Below are 14582 nucleotides of genomic sequence, written 5' to 3' on the forward strand. Positions count from 1 at the left end.
CAGGAACGCACAGGGACAAGTGCATACTGTTCGGCTAACGTTGCATCGGCGCCGTTGTCGCAAGCGGTCGAGTGCGCGCCGGTGTCCGACCCACAACCAACAATCGACAATCGACAAGGAGATCCGGCCATGAAGAAGGCTCGCGTGGTTTCGGTGGCAGTGGTAGTAACGGCGTCGTTCGGTCTGCTGTTGACCGCCGCGCCGGCGGCATACGCGCAGGATCCGGCGTCCGCGCCGACGCAGAAGCAGATCGACAAGGCGCAGAAGAAGGCGGCCCGCAAGGCCGCCCGGGCGAAGCATGCGTCGGACCTGAAGGCGATCGGCACGGGCAGCGGCTACCGGCTGACCAACGACCAGAGCAACTATCCGCAGAACGCCGTCTCGAAGGCGCCCGCGACGAAGGCGGCGCCGGCCGCCCCGGCGTCGGGCCAGTAACGGCCGGAGCCGGTATCCGGCACGAACGGCGCCGGATCGACCGGCGCCGTTCGTGCGGGTGCGGGGCCGCGAGGCCGCCGGGTTACGACGCGAGCTTGCTCGCGAGTTCCGCGACGTGCTTGCCCTGGTAGCGCGCGATGTCGAGCTCGTTCGCGCTCGGCTGGCGGCTGCCGTCAGCGCCGGCGAGCGTGGTGGCGCCGTACGGCGTGCCGCCGGTGATTTCGTTCATGTTGACGAGGCCGCTGCATGCGTACGGCACGCCCACGATCACCATCCCGTGGTGCAGCAGCGTCGTGTGGAACGACGTGATCGTCGTTTCCTGGCCGCCGTGCTGCGTGCCGGTCGACGCGAACACGCTGCCGATCTTGCCGACGAGCGCGCCCTTCATCCACAGGCCGCCGGTCTGGTCGAGGAACGTGCGCATCTGGCCGGCCATGTTGCCGAAGCGGGTCGGCGTGCCGAAGATGATCGCATCGTAGTCGGCGAGTTCGTCCACCGTCGCGACCGGTGCCGCCTGGTCGACCTTCACGCCGATCGCGCGGGCCTGGTCGACGGGAATCGTTTCCGGCACGCGCTTGAGCGTGACCTCGACGCCCGCCACCGATCGTGCACCTTCCGCGATGTGCTGCGCCATCGTTTCGACGTGCCCGTAGGACGAGTAGTAAAGAACGAGTACCTTGGCCATGTTGCGAATCTCCGATTAAAAGGGCCCCGCGTTCAGCGGGGCCCGGTTTCCCGAACGGGCTTCATGCCCACTCGGCCGTGACTTCGACCGGACGCAGGTCGAACGCCAGTACTTCGGCATCCTTCCCGTCGGCGAACGTCAGCGCCTGTTCGTCGCGGATGCGCACGCCGTCGCCTTCGCCGAGCGTCACACCGTTGACCGTCACGCTGCCGCGTGCCACGTGCACGTAAGCAAAGCGGTTCGGCGCCAGTTCCAGCGTCGCGCGTTCATCACCGTCGAACAGGCCCGCGTAGATCCGCGTGTCCTGCCGGATCTTCAGCGAACCGGCCTCGCCGGTCGGCGATACGACCAGCGCGAGCTTGCCGCGCTTGTCGTCGGCCGTGACGTTCGTCTGCTGATAGCGCGGCTCGGCGCCCTTTTCGGACGGACCGACCCAGATCTGCAGGAAGTGGACCGGCAGTTCCGGCGAGTGGTTGAACTCGCTGTGGCGCACGCCGGTGCCGGCGCTCATCAACTGCACGTCGCCCGGCACGATCACCGAGCCGGTGCCCATCGAATCCTTGTGCTCCAGCGCGCCGTCGAGCACGTACGACAGGATCTCCATGTCGCGGTGCGGGTGCGTGCCGAAGCCGCGGCCCGGGGCGACGCGGTCGTCGTTGATCACCAGCAGGTCGGAGAAGCCGACTTGCTTCGGATCGTAGTAATTCGCGAACGAAAACGAATGACGGGAGCTGAGCCAGCCATGCTCCGCACGGCCACGTTGGTTTGCTGCACGGATTTCGATCATGATTTTTGTTCCTCAAGACGCCGGACCTCGGAAGTGGGCCCGGCCGTTCGTTGAGATGCATCTTAGGTCAATCGATTTGACAAATAAATCACCGTAGAGATAATGACTGTCGCTATGGAGTGGACAATATGGAACTCAACGATCTGAGGATCTTCGTCGCGACGGTCGATGCGGGCAGCTTCACGGCGGCGGCCGACCAGCTGATGCTGTCCAAGCAGTTCGTCAGCCGGCGCACGATGGCGCTGGAGGCGTCGCTCGGCGTGCGGCTGTTGCACCGGAACACGCGCAACCTCGCGGTGACCGAATCGGGGCAGGAGTTTTATGTGCGCGCGCAGCGGATCCTCGCGGAGATCGCCGACGCCGAGCAGGCGATGTCGGTGCGCAGCACCGAACTGCACGGGTCGCTGAAAATCAGCGCGCCGCTGTCGTTCGGGATCACGCACGTGTCGCCGCTGATCGCCGAATTCCTGTCCGCGCATCCGGCCGTGCGGCTGAATCTCGACCTGACCGACCGGCGCGTCGACCTGATCGGCGAGGGCTTCGACCTCGTGCTGCGGATCGGCTCGCTCGAGGATTCGACGTTGATCGCGCGCCCGCTCGGCGCGTGGCGGATGGTCGCGTGCGCGAGCCCTGCCTACCTGAAGCGGCACGGCACGCCGCGGACGCCGGCCGATCTCGCCGGCCATACCTGCGTGCTGTACGGGCGCGAGCGGCGCATCGGCTGGGAATTCCGTGTCGACGGCGTGGCGCGGACGTTCGACGTGCAGGGGCCGCTCGTCGCGAACAACGGCGAAGTGGTGCGCGACGCGGCGATCGCGGGGCTCGGCATCGCGCTGCTGCCGGATTTCATCGTCGGCGGGGCGCTCGACAGCGGCGCGCTCGTGCCGGTGCTCGATGCGTATGCGCCGTCGCCGATCACGCTCAATGCGGTGTTTCCGCAGCATCGGGAAGGGTTCGTCACGCTGCGCACGTTCATCGGGTTTCTCGCGGAACGGCTCGGCGAGGCTGCGCCGGCGGCGAAGGGCGGGGCCGGGCGGGCGCGTTAACGGACGGGGTTGCGGGGAATGCGGGCGCTATTCTCCGCATAATTTGCGGAGAATATTGAGTCATGCGGGGAATCGGTGGGATAATCTCCGCATCATGAGCGGAGATTACACCTACATCTGGGAGTCGGCCGACTGGCCTGCATGGCGCTTCGACCTCCCCGCACTGGCGACGCCGCTTGCCGACGTCAGCCGTGCGCAAGGCATGCTGGCCGGGCGGCTGGCGGATGTCGGCCTGGCGTTGCGCGACGAGGCCAGCCTGGCCGCGCTGACGGAGGACGTCGTCAAGACCAGCGCGATCGAGGGCGAAAGCCTGAACGTGGCATCGGTCCGGTCGTCGATCGCTCGCCGGCTCGGGGTCGATATCGGCGCACTGGCGCCGGTCGATCGTCACGTCGAGGGCGTGGTCGACATGGTGCTGGACGCGACGGCCCATGCGGCGGCGCCGGTCACGGACGCCCGTCTGTTCGGATGGCATGCAGCACTGTTCCCGACCGGCTACTCGGGGATGTCGCGAATCACGGTCGGCGGCTGGCGCACGGATGCCACCGGGCCGATGCAGGTCGTGTCCGGTCCGATCGGCCGGCAGCGCGTGCATTTCGAGGCGCCGCCCGCCGCGCGCGTCGCCGGCGAAGTCGCGCGTTTTCTCGCATGGCTCAATGCCGCGCCGGCCGAGCCCTTGCTGATCCGCGCCGGCCTGGCGCACCTGTGGTTCGTCACGCTCCATCCGTTCGACGACGGCAACGGCCGGATTGCGCGTGCGCTCGGGGATCTGGTCCTCGCGCGCGCCGACCGCAGTCCGCAGCGCTTCTATAGCCTGTCGGCGCAAATCCAGCGCGAGCGCAACGCGTACTACGACGTGCTGGAGCGGACGCAGCGCGGTTCGCTCGACGTCACGGAATGGCTCGCCTGGTTCCTGACCGCGCTCGGCAGGGCCATCGATCACGCGCACGTGACACTCGACGCGGTGCTGGTCAAGGCGCGCTTCTGGCAGCGCTGTGCGGGCTTCGCGATGAACGAACGCCAGGTGAAGGTCATGAATCGGCTGCTCGACGGCTTCGAGGGGAAGCTGACGACCACCAAGTGGGCAGCGCTTGCGAAGTGCTCGCAAGACACCGCGCTGCGGGACATCACCGAACTCGTCGAGCACGGCGTGCTGCGCCGCTCTTCGTCCGGCGGCCGGAGCACGAGTTACGAGCTGATGGCGGTCGACGGCTGATGCCGGCCGGGTTTGCGCGTTCGCACCGGGCGATCGGACACGACGCGATGCCGGCGTTCGCGCGTGTCACCGTCGCCGCGCCGGGCGTGCTCGACAAGGCGTGGCTGAAGGCGTTGCCGCGCACGATTCTGCGTGCGAAGGGCATCGTGCGCGTGGCCGATGTGCACGGTACGGTCGCTGCGCGCGTCTGTCAGGCCGCCGCGCGGCGCATCCGGTTCTCGTCGATGGAAGACGAAGGGCTGGCCGCGCACGAAGGAGACGGCGTGAGGGTGTTCATCGGGTTCATCGATGCCGCCGTGCAAGCCGCATCGCGTGACGGCATCGTGCGACGCAGCGTGGCAGCCTCGATGGTTGCGCCTGCATCGAACGTCGATTGATCGACGTCGCGCATTCGGGTTAGGCTTCGGCGAGCAACGGCATGCGCCACGTGCCGGGCCGGGCGTTTTTACCTCGAATGCCGCGTGCAGGTAGCTTCTACAGGCGCGCGATCCAGCGACGATCCAAGCCGATGACCATCCCGAATCGATCGAATGCGCACGGGCAAGCCGCGATTCCCGCACGTAATGCATCACACATGCATCTGCGATCCATCGCGTCCGCCGCGTGGCTGACACTGCTGCCGCTCGCCGCGCATGCGGCCGGCTTTGACTGCGCGAAAGCCGCTTCGCCAACCGAGAAGGCCATTTGCGCGGATGCCGCGCTGTCGAAGCTCGACGGCGACCTCACGGCGGCGTGGAAGCAGGCGCTCGCAAAAGGCGGCGATACGGCCGCGCTGAAGGCCGCGCAGTTGAAGTGGCTCAAGCAGCGCGACCGGTGCGACGCCGACGCATCGTGCCTGGGCGATCGCTACCGCGAACGGCTCGCGAGCCTGAACGGCAAGCCGCTGGCTGCCGACCGCTGGCAGCAGACGTGGTACATGACGAGCGACAACCCGTCGTTCGGCGGCGTGCTGACGTTCACCGGCACGCCGCCGCGCCTGCATTTCGAACTGGGCGGCAACAACGGTGCGAATACGGGCGGGCTCGACGGCGACATCGTGCTGCACGGCGACAGCGGCACCTACCGCAAGGACAGGTGCCGGCTCGATTTCGAACGGAAGGGCGCGCGCATCGGCGTCACGCAACACGGCGCGGATGTCGATTGCGGTGCCGGCTCGGGCGTGTTCTACGGCGGCGAGTATGTGACCGCGGCGCAGTTCCAGGCCAAGCCGGCGGCCGACCTGCTGAGCCTCAAGGTCGTTGACGACGCGACGCAGAACGCGGCCGCGCACACACTGCTCGGCGCCGATTACCAGACGCTCGTCGACATCGTCAATTACAGCGTCGACGAGAAGGATCTCGACGGGCTGAACGCGCACGTGGCGTCGTACTGGGTGCGCGGCATCGCGACGACGAACGCGGCGATCGTGATGCGCCGCGGTAACGATCTGTGGATCGGGGTGCTCGTGTTCGACGCGCAGAGCAACGTCCGGATGCGCTATTACACGAACGTGCCGGCGTGGAAGAAGCGCGTGCCGAAGACCATCCTGGCGTGGCATGACCATCTCGACAAGACGTTGCCGGTCGACGTGATGCAGTGACGGGCGGGCCGGGCGGCCGAAGCCGCCCGGCGCCTCTTCATTTCCTTCGCGCTGCGCGCGCGTGCGCGGGCGCCGCAGCCGATTCCCGCGCGCGCAACTCCGGCTGCACCGCATGACCGGGCCCCGTTGCGCCGTTCTCGAGCGCGTCGAGCAAGGCCTGAGCGGCCTGGCGCCCGATCGCGTCGGTGTCGACCCACATCGTCGTCAGCGGCGGCTGGATCTCGCGCGCGAGCGCGATGTCGTCGAACCCGGTGATCGACAATTGCGCGGGCACGTCGATGCCGAGCGCCTGCGCCTCGAGCAACGCGCCCAGCGCGAGCGCATCGTTGCCGCAGATCACGGCCGTCGGCCGCGTCGCCGCGTCGCTGCCGGCGATCGCGCGCAGGCTCGCCCGCCCGAACGCGATCGTGGCCGCGCCTTCGTGCTGATGGACCGGGCGTACCGCGAGCCCGCGCGCGGCCAGCGTGTCGTGAATGCCGCGCAGGCGGGCCTGCACGCGATCGTTGTCCGCCGACGGCTGCATGATGATCGCGAAATCCCGGTGGCCGAGGTCGAGCAGGTGGGTGGTGAGCCGCGCGAACGCCGCGCGGTTGTCGAAGCCGATACAGCAGTGCGGGCTGTCGTCGCGATACGCATAAGTGACGACGTACGGCACGCGGTGCATCGCAAGCAGTTCGAACAGTTCCGGCGGATACGCTTCGCCGACCAGCGACACGGCTTCCACGCCGCGCGACAGCATCGCGCGCACCTGGGCCAGCGCCTGCGCGGGATCGTAGTTCGAGCAGCCGAGGAACAGCGTGATGCCGTGCTCGGCCATGACCGTCTGCATGCCCGCGACCTGCGATGCGAACACCTGGTCGTCGAGCGTCGGAATGATCGCGCCGGTGATGTGGGTGCGGGTGGACGCGAGCGCACGCCCCGCCGCGTTCGGAATCCAGTTCAGCGTGCGCGCCGCGTCGCGCACGCGCTGCTGCACGTCGGCCGACACCTTGCCGGGATCGTTGTACACGCGCGAGACGGTCGCGGTCGACACGCCGGCCAGTTTCGCGACATCGCCGAGCACCGAGCGGCCGCTGCCGCGGCGCGCGCGGGGCGCGCCGCCGCGGGACGGTGGCGCGCTCATCGGCCGGCTCCCGGCGTGGCCGCGGTGGCGGCGCTACGCGTTGTCAAATGCGTCATTGTTTACCCTCGATTCATGGCAGCGCCGCTTGCATTCTCGCTCGACCCTGTGAGAATGTAAGCGCTATCTTGACGTGCTTCCCTATTATCTCAGACCTAGATTCTATCCAGATCGTGAAATTTTCATCGACGACGGCCGTTCCGGCCATTTTGTCCGTCAAAAATGTAAGCGGTTACATTCGGAAATGAGCTACACCTATCCACCTCGCATCGCCGTCTGCGGCAGCGTGAACATCGACCTCGTCACGCGCGCGCCGCGCCTGCCGGTGCCGGGCGAGACGCTGCTCGGCACGGATTTCCAGACCGTTTACGGCGGCAAGGGGGCGAACCAGGCGGTCGCGGCCGCGCGCCTGGGCGCGTCGGTCGCGATGATCGGCTGCGTCGGCGACGACGCGTTCGGTGCGCGCCTCTACGACGCGCTGGCGGCAGAGGGCATCGACGTGACGCATCTCGGCCGGATCGGCGGTACGGCGACCGGGGTGGCCACGATCACGGTCGATGAGGGCGGCGCGAACAGCATCGTTGTCGTGCCCGGGGCGAATGCGCGTCTCGATGCCGACCGGATCGACGCGGCGCGCGAAGCGATCGCCGGGGCCGCGATGCTGGTGTGCCAGCTCGAAGTGCCGGCGACGACGGTCGCGCGTGCCATTGCCTGTGCTTCCGCGCATCACACGCCGGTGCTGCTCAATCCCGCGCCTGCCCAGCCGCTGTTCGACGCGCTGCTGGCACGGGTCGACTACCTCGTCGTCAACGAAACCGAAGCCGAGTCGCTGACCGGCGTTGCCGTCGGCGACGACGCGTCCGCCGTGCGTGCCGCCGATGCGCTGTGCGCGAAGGGCGTGGGCAACGTGCTGGTCACGCTTGGCGCGCGCGGCGTGTGCTGGCGCGGCGGGGCGGGCAACGGTCGCCTGCGGGCGATGTCGGTGGTCGCCGTCGATACGACCGCGGCCGGCGACACCTTCGTCGGCGGGTTCGCGGCCGCCCGCGCGGGCGGCGCATCGATGATCGACGCGATCGGCTTCGGCCAGCGCGCCGCCGCGATCAGCGTGACGCGCTACGGCGCACAGACCTCGATCCCGACGCGTGACGAAGTGGCGCGCCTGGAGACCTGAATTCCGCATGAGACGGACAGGCCGGAACCGGCCGATACCAGTGACATGGAGACAACCGCAATGAACGAAACCCCGACCGTTCCGCCCGCACCGCCACGTATCCGGCGCGGACAACGCATCGCGCTCGCGCTGTTGATGGCGAGCGGCATCGTCAACTACCTCGATCGCGGCACGCTGGCCGTCGCAAGCTCGGCGATCCGCGGCGATCTTGGCCTGTCGCTCTCACAGATGGGGCTGCTGCTGTCGGCCTTCTCGTGGAGCTATGCGCTGTGCCAGTTCCCGGTCGGCGGGCTGGTCGACCGCATCGGGCCGCGCCGGCTGCTCGGGATCGGCTTGATCGTGTGGTCGTTCGCGCAGGCGGCGGGCGGCATCGTGTCGACGTTCGGCTGGTTCATCGTCGCGCGCATCGTGCTCGGCATCGGCGAGGCGCCGCAGTTCCCGTCGGCCGCGCGGGTGGTGAGCAACTGGTTTCCGCTGCGCGCGCGCGGCACGCCGACCGGGATCTTCAACGCCGCGTCGCCGCTCGGTACCGCGCTCGCGCCGTTGCTGCTGTCGATCCTCGTCGCGTCGTTCGACTGGCGCTGGGCGTTCATCGCGACGGGCGCAGCCGGTCTCGTCGTCGCCGTCGCCTGGTTCGCGCTGTACCGCGATCCGGTGCGCGCGCAACTGACTGCGACCGAGCGCAATTATCTCGACGCCGATGCGCAAAGCGCGGTCGCGGCGCCGAAGCTGACGTTCGCCGAATGGCGCGGCCTGTTCTCGCACGGCACGACCTGGGGGATGCTGATCGGCTATTTCGGTTCCGTGTACCTGAACTGGGTGTACCTGACCTGGCTGCCGGGCTACCTGACGATGGAGCGGCACATGAGCCTGATCCGCACCGGCTTTGCCGCGTCGGTGCCGTTCCTGTGCGGATTCGTCGGCTCGCTGCTGGCCGGCTGGTTGTCGGATCTGGTCACGCGCCGCAGCCGTTCGCCCGTCGTGAGCCGGCGCAATGCGGTGGTGGTCGCGATGCTCGGGATGGTCGCGTTCACGATTCCCGCCGCGCTCGTGCAGAGCAACACGGTTGCGCTCGCGTGCATTTCGGTCGTGATCTTTCTCGCCAACGCGGCGTCGGCCTGCTCGTGGGCGCTCGCGACGGCGGCCGCGCCGCCGAGCCGTATCGCGTCGCTCGGCGCGATCCAGAATTTCGGCGGCTTCGTCGGCGGCGCGCTCGCGCCGATCCTGACGGGCATCATTGCGCAGAAGTGGTCGTTCGTGCCGGCGCTGCTGGCGGCCGCGGCGATCGCGTTCGCGGGCGCGATGGCGTACCTGCTGCTGGTGCGCAAGCCGATTCCCGAGCAGGCCGCGAACGCGGCGCCCGGGCCGTTGCCGGCCTGAGCACGCGGTATGCGCCCCGCATTCACTGAAGCAAGGAGAAACAGATGCAACACCCGCAGCAATCGAACGTGACCATCGAGGGCATCGTCCCGGTGATGCTGACGCCGTTCGACGATGCCGGCGCGATCGACTACGCCGGGCTCGAGCGGCTCATCGAATGGTATCTGGCACACGGCGCCGATGCGTTGTTCGCGGTCGCGCAGTCGAGCGAGATGCAGTTCCTGAGTCTGGCCGAACGCGCGGAACTCGCGCGCTTCGTGGTCGATCGGGTGGCCGGGCGCGTGCCCGTCGTCGCGTCCGGGCACATCAGCGACGATCTCGACGCGCAGGCCGAGGAGCTGTGCGCGGCGGCCGAATCGGGCGCGCAGGGCGTCGTGCTCGTGACCAACCGGCTGGATCCGCAGCGCAAGGGCAGCGCCGCGTTGCTCGACCATCTTCACCGGCTGCTCGCGCGATTGCCGTCGGATCTGCCGCTCGGGCTGTACGAGTGTCCTGCGCCTTACCGGCGGCTGCTGTCGGATGACGAACTGCGCGCGTGCATCGACACGGGCCGCTTCGTGATGCTCAAGGACGTGAGCTGCGACCTGGAGACGGTGAAGCGGCGGGTCGCGCTCGCCGAGGGCTCGCCGCTGAAGATCCTCAACGCGAACGCCGCGATTGCCTGGGACGCGATGAAGGCGGGTTCCGCCGGCTTCAACGGCGTATTCACCAACTTCCATCCGGATCTGTACCGGTGGTTGCGCACGCAAGGGGATACGAATCCGGCGCTGGCCGACGAGCTCTCGACGTTCCTCGTCGTTTCTGCGGTGTCGGAGGCGCTGGGGTATCCGGCGCTCGCGAAGCTCTATCACCAGCGGATCGGCACCTTCGCGTCGATCCGTTGCCGCGCGATCGACTACGACGTGCGTGAACGGTTCTGGGCGCTCGATGCGGTGCTCGACAAGATCGTGGCCGGGACCGAGCATTTCCGTCGACGGATCGCTGCGTAATCGGGCACGCGGCGCGCCGTTCGAGGTTTGCCGTGCGCGGTGGGGCGGCGTGCTGGACGGGCCGCCGCCTTCGCGCCGGTTCGTCGGGGCGCGCGTGGTGGCGGCGCACGACGCTACCTTCACTCGTCCCATCGCACGATCGAGCCGCGGGCAAGCCCCAAGCTCCAAGCTCCAAGCTCCAAGCTCCAAGCTCCAAGCTCCAAGCTCCAAGCTCCAAGCTCCAAGCCCCAAGCCCCAAGCCCCAAGCCCCAAGCCCCAAGCCCCAAGCCCCAAGCTTCGCTTGATTGTCCACCTGTATGAGACAGCGAATCTTGTTTTGACGGATTGATGATTCGTGGGGAGACAGTAGACTGCATCCGTGCTTCGCCAGAACTGATCCGGAGCGCGCCGGGAGCGGCGCGGCCAGACGGATTCTTCGGCGGCGGGCCAGCCGGCTTGCTGTCCGATCGTGCGAGGAGTGGTTCGTTGCCGACCTGGCGCGCCAACTTGGCGCGTATCGGCACCGGACGCATCAAACCGTCAATTCAAGGGTGATTGTTATGCGTTACGTTTCGCTGGAATCGAAGAAGGACGAACTGCTGCTGGCGGCTCGCGTGCTGTTGATGATCCTGTTCGTGCTGTTCGGCTGGCAGAAGCTGAACGGCTTCTCGGGCACGGTCGCATACATGGCGTCGACGGGGAACCCGGCGCCCGAACTGGCAGCCGCGATCGCGGTCGGGGTCGAACTGGCCGGCGGCCTGCTGATCGCGATCGGCTTCTATACGCGTCCGCTCGCACTCGTGTTCGCCGCCTATACGCTCGCGACCGCGCTGATCGGCCATCGCTACTGGGCGCTGCAGGGGATGGAGCAATACATGGCGATGATCAACTTCTACAAGAACGTGAGCATCATCGGCGGGTTGCTGTTGCTCGCGCTGACCGGGCCGGGGCGGTATTCGCTCGACCGGAAGTAAGGCCGGGCGGCGTTGCCTGCCGATGTGACCGCCCGGTGCGCGCAAGCGCACCGGGCTTTGCTTGTTGGCGAGGGGCGCGGTGTGGCCGCGCCGCGGATCGTACTCACGCAGGGGCGGCCGCGCGGCGAGCCGACGTCGCCGGCAGTACCGGCGTCATCCCGGCGCACATGACACCCGTCCGTCGAGGCGTTTCCGATCTGCCGCCACGATGTGCCGGCTGCGATACTCGGCTATCCTGCGCACCACGATGGCTCGAATGTCGATCGCGACTTCGCGCCCCCACGTCACCCGGATTGCCGCCCATGCCAAACCCGACCCCGTCGACCGTCCTCCCGACCGTCCTGCTCATCGGCGCCGCCGGCCTGCTCGGCCGCGCGGTTGCCGCGTCCCTGGCCCGCGAATCGTCGTTGAACCTCGTCGCGACCCTCCGGAACCCGCAAAGCGCGGGCGCAAAACGCCTCGCACTGCCACCGGAAAACCTCGCCGAACTCGACGTCCTCGACGAGCCGGCCCTCGAACACCTCTTCGCCACCCGCCAACCGGCCGCCGTGATCATCTGCGCGGCCGAACGCCGTCCGGACGTCTGCGAACGCGATCCTGCCGGCGCCCGCGCGATCAACGTCACCGCCCCGGCCCGCATCGGTGCGCTTGCCGCGCGCCACGGCGCATGGACGCTCGGCATCTCCACCGACTACGTCTTCGACGGCAAGGCTGCCCCGTACCGTGAGGACGCCGCCCCGAATCCGCTGAACATCTACGGCCGCACGAAGCTGGAAGGCGAGGCGGCGCTACTCGCCGCGTCGCCGCTGTCGTGCGTGCTGCGTCTGCCGCTGCTCTTCGGCCCGATCGTCGACTGGAGCGAATCGGCCGTCACGAGCCTCGTGCCGGCGATCGTCGCATCCGCTCGGCCGGGCGCCGGCGCGGTCGGCATGGACGCTTGGGCGATCCGTTACCCGACCTATACGCCGGATGTCGCGGACGTCATCCGCGACCTGACGCTGCGCCATCTCGCGGGGGCGTCGATCACGGGCCTCCGTCACTGGTCGGGCGAGGAGCCGATGACGAAGTACGACATCGCGCAGCGGATCGCGGCCGCGCTCGGCGTCGAAGCCGCGCTCGAGCGAATCGACCAGCCGACCGACGCGACGCCGCGCCCGTACGATTGCCATCTGGACGCGTCGCGCGTGCGCGCGGCCGGGATCGATCACGCGACGCCGTTCGATACCGCGCTGCGCGCCGTGCTGCGCGATGCGCCGCAGGTGCTGTAGGAGCCGGGCGCCGCGCGCGGCCCGCGCTGCACGAGCCGCACGAGCCGCACGAGCCGCACGAGCCGCACGAGCCACACGAGCCACACGAGCCACACGAGCCACACGAGCCATACGAGCCGCATCTGCCCATGTCGGCGGCCGCGCGATGAATGCCGTTCGCGAGCGAGCACCGACCCGCACCTCGTCGCCCACCCAGGAGCCCAGCCATGCAACTGACTGGGGCGATTGCTGGATCGATGACGCCGTCTGCGGCGGGCGGCCGGTCCGCCGCTATCCGCTCTGCGCGATCTCGCTGAGCCGATGTGTCGCGCGCTACGCCGCTACGATTCGCGCACCGGCGCGGGGCTCGGCGACGTGGCGCGCTGCGCGCGCGGCAATCGGCACGCGCTGGGCGGGCGGTTGCCTTTCGCGGGGGCATATGCAGCGCCCGCCGCCGGTCGCCTGGACGAGCGGCGGAGCGGTCTCGATCGGTCAGATGTGGCGGGGAGGTTCGCCGTCGTGCTGTCGCGTGGCTTGAAGCAGCGTCCGGTAGTGGCGCAGCGCGCCGAACAGCGGACACGATGCGACGATCGCATCACGCCGATCCCGAGCGTGAAGAGTATGAGGACTGCGAAGCGGTATCGCTGATCGAACAGGAACTGACGCAGGCTTCGGGATTGCGACGAACGCCGTGCACGCTGCTGCACGATCGACGCGTGCCGACCGACGCGGCCTTGTGGCGCTGGCTCCGATTGCACAGCCCATTGCCGCTCCCGAGCTCGACCACAGACCCATGCTTTCAGTTGCTGCGCCAACCGCAGCGCGGGCAGCTATGCCAATTGCGAGCCACGTTCCCGTTTCCTTTCGCTCATACATGGTTACGGTGCCACGTACATTGACATGAGATCAACAGGGCTGCGAAGCGTGGAGCGCTACAGTGAATCCGGCACCCGTCACGCGACCGCGCGTCCAGCTCCGTCGTGGGCGGCAAACCCCGACCGTCGATGAAACAAGCACGCCTGATGCCGCGACGTTACATGACGCTTTCACCATGATCGCCAAGGCGGGCAACGAGATCGCGCACGACAGCGACGATGCGCTCGTCACCCGCATGCCGCCGGGGCGACAACGGCCCGATAATGCCTGTCCCGTTACGGTAAGCACGGCCTGTTTCATGCGGCCCGGGGTGGAACTGGCAGGGGGGTGATCAGGTAGCGGGCATGAAGGTGTCATGATGCGCAGCGCCGACACCGCAGCCCGCGACGGCGCTGGATTCAGAATGTCAATCCAGCTCCAGGCTCTACGTACCGGTAATCGTCGAGCATTTTAAGGTTGATTAGCGAATGGCAAAGCGGGTCGCCGGCGAGCCATTTGCGCAATTATTGCCGTAGATAAAAAGATTCCGGTTTTCAGAATACGCCTGGTAAATAATTGAATAAACTTCCTTGGCGCTGAACGAGTAGACGCCGTCGTTAATGGTCACCAGCAGGTTGCCGGTTGGGTCGGTTTCGATCTTGTCGATCTTGCCGGCCTTGCAAAGCGCCTGTGCGGACGCGCACGTGGAGGCGAGCATCAGTGCCGAAAACAGCACGGTTGCAATCTTCTTCATGATTTTCCTTTTGTATTGAATGAATTGATGCGATATGACGACGTCGGTCAAGTCCGGAAAGACGTGTCGGTCTTTCCGGATTGCTGATTCACAAGTGTCTGGGAATCAACAGTGGCCTGACAAGGGGGAAACTTTGCGACCAAGCACGAATGAAATAAGTCGTGCTGCGTCTCCGCTTCTCGTTGATTTTTGATTCGCGGTGTTGCGACGCACAACGAAGGTTATTTATTTGAATTTGATGGCGCCAATCGTATTAATTTATCGTTAATCGGATTCGATAATTTTGTTTGAATTTGATTTCATTGAATTCTGCGAACTGTTGTTTTTGTTTTTTGATTATTCCGATATTTAAATAATCGGCGCCG

At 67.2% G+C, this 14582-nt stretch carries 15 protein-coding genes and 1 pseudogene; 11 read left to right on the plus strand and 5 right to left on the minus strand.

Annotated features, from left to right (window positions below; all coding sequences use genetic code 11):
• Positions 1-129: 129 nt before the first annotated feature.
• Complete coding sequence (locus HWX39_RS16460; RefSeq protein ID WP_175969070.1) at positions 130-435, plus strand: hypothetical protein; 306 nt, start codon at positions 130-132, stop codon at positions 433-435.
• Positions 436-517: 82 nt separating this feature from the next.
• Here HWX39_RS16460 and wrbA read toward each other — a convergent pair whose 3' ends face one another.
• Together wrbA and HWX39_RS16470 are read right to left on the minus strand one after the other, a co-directional pair.
• Entirely contained in the window at positions 518-1120 is a 603-nt protein-coding gene (gene wrbA, locus HWX39_RS16465) for an NAD(P)H:quinone oxidoreductase (RefSeq protein WP_175969071.1), read from the minus strand.
• 61 nt (positions 1121-1181) lie between these two features.
• Positions 1182-1907: a pirin family protein gene (locus tag HWX39_RS16470; RefSeq protein WP_175969072.1), complete on the minus strand. Its 726-nt coding sequence runs from the start codon at positions 1905-1907 to the stop codon at positions 1182-1184.
• A gap of 128 nt (positions 1908-2035) precedes the next feature.
• Between HWX39_RS16470 and HWX39_RS16475 the strand changes: the two genes are divergently transcribed.
• The 4 genes and pseudogenes from HWX39_RS16475 (at position 2036) to HWX39_RS16490 (ending at position 5748) form a co-directional block, all read left to right on the plus strand.
• Complete coding sequence (locus HWX39_RS16475) at positions 2036-2953, plus strand: LysR family transcriptional regulator (protein ID WP_175969073.1); 918 nt, start codon at positions 2036-2038, stop codon at positions 2951-2953.
• Positions 2954-3047: 94 nt separating this feature from the next.
• Entirely contained in the window at positions 3048-4169 is a 1122-nt protein-coding gene (locus tag HWX39_RS16480) for a Fic family protein (protein ID WP_208458846.1), read from the plus strand.
• A gap of 14 nt (positions 4170-4183) precedes the next feature.
• A pseudogene (locus HWX39_RS16485) lies at positions 4184-4546 on the plus strand (GTP-binding protein); the annotation flags it as partial.
• Between the two features lie 197 nt (positions 4547-4743).
• Positions 4744-5748, plus strand: coding sequence for a lysozyme inhibitor LprI family protein (locus HWX39_RS16490; RefSeq protein WP_244135024.1), 1005 nt, complete (start codon positions 4744-4746; stop codon positions 5746-5748).
• 37 nt (positions 5749-5785) lie between these two features.
• On the opposite strand, the gene HWX39_RS16495 is transcribed toward HWX39_RS16490, so the two are convergent.
• Positions 5786-6871, minus strand: coding sequence for a LacI family DNA-binding transcriptional regulator (locus HWX39_RS16495; protein ID WP_175969075.1), 1086 nt, complete (start codon positions 6869-6871; stop codon positions 5786-5788).
• 241 nt (positions 6872-7112) lie between these two features.
• On the opposite strand from HWX39_RS16495, the gene rbsK reads away from it, so the two are divergent.
• The 5 genes from rbsK to HWX39_RS16520 all read left to right on the plus strand — a co-directional run bounded on the left by rbsK (position 7113) and on the right by HWX39_RS16520 (position 12629).
• Positions 7113-8039 carry a ribokinase gene (gene rbsK / locus HWX39_RS16500; protein WP_175969379.1) on the plus strand — a complete coding sequence of 309 codons (927 nt, stop codon included), beginning with the start codon at positions 7113-7115 and terminating at the stop codon, positions 8037-8039.
• 60 nt (positions 8040-8099) lie between these two features.
• Entirely contained in the window at positions 8100-9419 is a 1320-nt protein-coding gene (locus HWX39_RS16505; RefSeq protein ID WP_175969076.1) for an MFS transporter, read from the plus strand.
• A gap of 44 nt (positions 9420-9463) precedes the next feature.
• Complete coding sequence (locus tag HWX39_RS16510; RefSeq protein ID WP_175969077.1) at positions 9464-10408, plus strand: dihydrodipicolinate synthase family protein; 945 nt, start codon at positions 9464-9466, stop codon at positions 10406-10408.
• A gap of 539 nt (positions 10409-10947) precedes the next feature.
• A complete protein-coding gene (locus tag HWX39_RS16515) occupies positions 10948-11361 on the plus strand; it encodes a DoxX family protein (RefSeq protein WP_011350305.1) in 414 nt (137 codons plus the stop codon).
• 302 nt (positions 11362-11663) lie between these two features.
• A complete protein-coding gene (locus HWX39_RS16520; RefSeq protein WP_175969078.1) occupies positions 11664-12629 on the plus strand; it encodes an SDR family oxidoreductase in 966 nt (321 codons plus the stop codon).
• Here HWX39_RS16520 and HWX39_RS16525 read toward each other — a convergent pair.
• Positions 12566-12751 (minus strand): hypothetical protein, encoded by a 186-nt coding sequence (locus HWX39_RS16525; RefSeq protein ID WP_175969079.1) that lies wholly within the window; start codon positions 12749-12751, stop codon positions 12566-12568. The genes HWX39_RS16520 and HWX39_RS16525 overlap by 64 nt on opposite strands.
• Before the next feature lie 908 nt (positions 12752-13659).
• Between HWX39_RS16525 and HWX39_RS16530 the strand changes: the two genes are divergently transcribed.
• On the plus strand, positions 13660-13815 hold the full coding sequence (locus HWX39_RS16530; RefSeq protein WP_175969080.1) for a hypothetical protein: 156 nt from the start codon (positions 13660-13662) through the stop codon (positions 13813-13815).
• A gap of 129 nt (positions 13816-13944) precedes the next feature.
• Here HWX39_RS16530 and HWX39_RS16535 read toward each other — a convergent pair whose 3' ends face one another.
• Complete coding sequence (locus tag HWX39_RS16535; RefSeq protein WP_175957448.1) at positions 13945-14217, minus strand: hypothetical protein; 273 nt, start codon at positions 14215-14217, stop codon at positions 13945-13947.
• Positions 14218-14582: the final 365 nt, after the last annotated feature.

This window comes from Burkholderia sp. BCC0322 (assembly GCF_902833045.1).
GTDB lineage: Bacteria > Pseudomonadota > Gammaproteobacteria > Burkholderiales > Burkholderiaceae > Burkholderia.

Coding starts and splice junctions, on each gene's coding strand:
- HWX39_RS16460 (WP_175969070.1), top strand. CDS start 130: ATGAAGAAGGCTCGCGTGGTTTCGGTGGCAGTGGTAGTAACGGCGTCG.
- wrbA (WP_175969071.1), bottom strand. CDS start 1,120: ATGGCCAAGGTACTCGTTCTTTACTACTCGTCCTACGGGCACGTCGAA.
- HWX39_RS16470 (WP_175969072.1), bottom strand. CDS start 1,907: ATGATCGAAATCCGTGCAGCAAACCAACGTGGCCGTGCGGAGCATGGC.
- HWX39_RS16475 (WP_175969073.1), top strand. CDS start 2,036: ATGGAACTCAACGATCTGAGGATCTTCGTCGCGACGGTCGATGCGGGC.
- HWX39_RS16480 (WP_208458846.1), top strand. CDS start 3,048: ATGAGCGGAGATTACACCTACATCTGGGAGTCGGCCGACTGGCCTGCA.
- HWX39_RS16490 (WP_244135024.1), top strand. CDS start 4,744: ATGCATCTGCGATCCATCGCGTCCGCCGCGTGGCTGACACTGCTGCCG.
- HWX39_RS16495 (WP_175969075.1), bottom strand. CDS start 6,871: ATGAGCGCGCCACCGTCCCGCGGCGGCGCGCCCCGCGCGCGCCGCGGC.
- rbsK (WP_175969379.1), top strand. CDS start 7,113: ATGAGCTACACCTATCCACCTCGCATCGCCGTCTGCGGCAGCGTGAAC.
- HWX39_RS16505 (WP_175969076.1), top strand. CDS start 8,100: ATGAACGAAACCCCGACCGTTCCGCCCGCACCGCCACGTATCCGGCGC.
- HWX39_RS16510 (WP_175969077.1), top strand. CDS start 9,464: ATGCAACACCCGCAGCAATCGAACGTGACCATCGAGGGCATCGTCCCG.
- HWX39_RS16515 (WP_011350305.1), top strand. CDS start 10,948: ATGCGTTACGTTTCGCTGGAATCGAAGAAGGACGAACTGCTGCTGGCG.
- HWX39_RS16520 (WP_175969078.1), top strand. CDS start 11,664: ATGCCAAACCCGACCCCGTCGACCGTCCTCCCGACCGTCCTGCTCATC.
- HWX39_RS16525 (WP_175969079.1), bottom strand. CDS start 12,751: ATGCGGCTCGTATGGCTCGTGTGGCTCGTGTGGCTCGTGTGGCTCGTG.
- HWX39_RS16530 (WP_175969080.1), top strand. CDS start 13,660: ATGATCGCCAAGGCGGGCAACGAGATCGCGCACGACAGCGACGATGCG.
- HWX39_RS16535 (WP_175957448.1), bottom strand. CDS start 14,217: ATGAAGAAGATTGCAACCGTGCTGTTTTCGGCACTGATGCTCGCCTCC.